Origin of the sequence: Klebsiella sp. HMSC16A12 (assembly GCF_001808265.1) — a bacterium.
Taxonomy (GTDB): Bacteria; Pseudomonadota; Gammaproteobacteria; order Enterobacterales; family Enterobacteriaceae; genus Klebsiella; species Klebsiella pneumoniae.
Genome location: NZ_KV792520.1, coordinates 1 through 1,259 on the forward strand (window position 1 = coordinate 1; position 1,259 = coordinate 1,259).

At 52.8% G+C, this 1,259-nt stretch carries 1 protein-coding gene; it reads right to left on the reverse strand.

Annotated elements, in window-relative coordinates:
• Window positions 1-31: 31 nt before the first annotated feature.
• Window positions 32-1,194 (reverse strand): IS3 family transposase gene (locus HMPREF3140_RS00465; RefSeq protein ID WP_088941748.1). Its coding sequence is split into 2 segments (ribosomal slippage): window positions 32-933 and window positions 933-1,194, totalling 1,164 coding nucleotides; the frame shifts between segments, so codons are not numbered across the junction.
• Between the last annotated feature and the right edge of the window lie 65 nt (window positions 1,195-1,259).

Here is a 1,259-nt window from a genome sequence, read left to right on the forward strand (position 1 = left end):
CTGATCCTACCCGCGTAATATGGACACAACCCTAAGCGAGGTTCTGGTTTTCAAATTGTTCCGGACTAAGACCGCCACAGGCACTGTGACGACGCCACCGATTGTAATCACACTCAATATAATTAAACACTGCTGTCCGCATGATTTCCCGGCTGACAAAGTCCTCTCCGTGGATACATTCCACCTTCAGCGTATGGAAGAAGCTTTCCGCACAGGCATTGTCGTAACAACAACCTCTGGCGCTCATACTCCCCCGCAGATTGTGGCGTTTCAGCAAGCTCTGGTAATCCGTTGAACAGTACTGACCGCCTCTGTCTGTATGCACGATGACGTTTTCCGGACGTTTACGCCGCCACAGCGCCATCTGTAACGCATCGCAGGCAAGTTGTGCTGTCATCCGTGAGGACATCGACCAGCCAATGACTGACCGCGACCACAGATCGATAACCACGGCCAGATAAAGCCAGCCTTCACCAGTGCGAAGATACGTGATGTCACCCACCCACTTCTGATTCGGGCCGCTGGCGTAAAAGTCCTGCTTCAGCAGATTCTCTGAGACTGGCAGACCATGTTCGCGGTAACTGACCGGACTGAACTTTCGTGAAGCTTTCGCCCGTAGCCCCTGACGACGCAGGCTGGCAGCCACGGTTTTCACGTTGAACCGGTAACCCTGGGCACGAAGCTCATCCGTCAGGCGTGGCGCTCCATAGCGTTGTTTTGCGTCACTGAATGCTTCCCGGACGACGTTATCACAGACAAGGCGGAACTGCTGACGCCGGTTTACCTGATAACGACGCTGATGCCAGATGTACCAGCCACTACGGGTAACCTGAAGTACACGGCACATGGCTTTGATACTGAACTCAGCCTGATGTTTTTCGATGAAGACATACTTCATTTCAGGCGCTTCGCGAAGTATGTCGCGGCCTTTTGGAGAATGGCCAGTTCCTCATCCCGTTCTGCCAGTTGACGTTTCAGACGGGCGATCTCAGCGGACATTTCCTGCTCGCGTTCAGAAGAAGAGAGCTGATTTTGCTGTTTGCTTCGCCAGTTGTAGAGCTGTGATTCATACAGGTTAAGTTCGCGGGCGGCAGCTGCCACCCCAATGCGTTCAGCCAGTTTCAGGGCTTCCTGACGAAATTCAGGAGTGTGCTGCTTGCGTGGCTTTTTGGTGGTTGATGTTGGTTTTGTCATGTGAGTCACCTCTGGTTGAGAGTTTACTCACTTAGTCGCGTGTCCACTATTGCTGGGTAAGATCA